The sequence below is a fragment of the Paenibacillus oryzisoli genome (assembly GCF_001653565.1).
Classification (GTDB): domain Bacteria; phylum Bacillota; class Bacilli; order Paenibacillales; family NBRC-103111; genus Paenibacillus_E; species Paenibacillus_E oryzisoli.
The window spans coordinates 1-646 of record NZ_LYPB01000007.1 but is presented as its reverse complement, the minus strand read 5'-3'; the positions used below and the strand labels follow the sequence as shown (position 1 = coordinate 646).

General features: G+C 39.0%; 1 rRNA gene. It reads right to left on the bottom strand.

Going from position 1 to position 646, the window contains the following annotated elements:
• Nucleotides 1-585 precede the first annotated feature (585 nt).
• Nucleotides 586-646, bottom strand: a 16S ribosomal RNA gene (locus A8708_RS00055); the annotation flags it as partial.

Genomic DNA, 646 nt, shown 5'->3' with positions numbered 1-646 from the left:
GTCCTTCTTCGGCTCCTAGTGCCTAGGCATCCTCCGTGTGCTCTTTCTAGCTTAACCTAGAAAAAACTTTAAAGATTTTTGTGTAACCTAAAGATTAACACAACCTAAGTTCTTACTTTACGTTAGTTGACAATTTCACCATTGCTACGCAACGGGAATTTGCAACAATTTCGTTATCTAGTTTTCAAGGAACAAGTTGCGAATCGTAGATTCGTCAACAATGTTGCAACCATTACATGCGTGAAGCGCTGTTGGTTGTCAACTGTTTGTCCAACATTTCGATTTAACTGGATTTCCTGCTGTTAATTCCGCTGATTCAGGAAGATAAAAGCATTTAACTGGAAATTCTACAGTTATTTCAGGCTCAAAGTCTGAATCAGACTAAAACCGATGAAATTAACGTCATATTTTCCTGTTATTTCTCTTAAATCCCGTTATTCTTCAAAATTAACTGGAGTTTTTCCTGTTATTTCAGAAATATCGGTGTATTTTTGAAAGATTGCTCCTTCAAAACTGAACACGAGTGAGTAAGCGATTTGTATCCGAAGATACTTGACTGTGTCTCTCAGACACGAGTCTCCATAGAAAGGAGGTGATCCAGCCGCACCTTCCGATACGGCTACCTTGTTACGACTTCACCCCAATC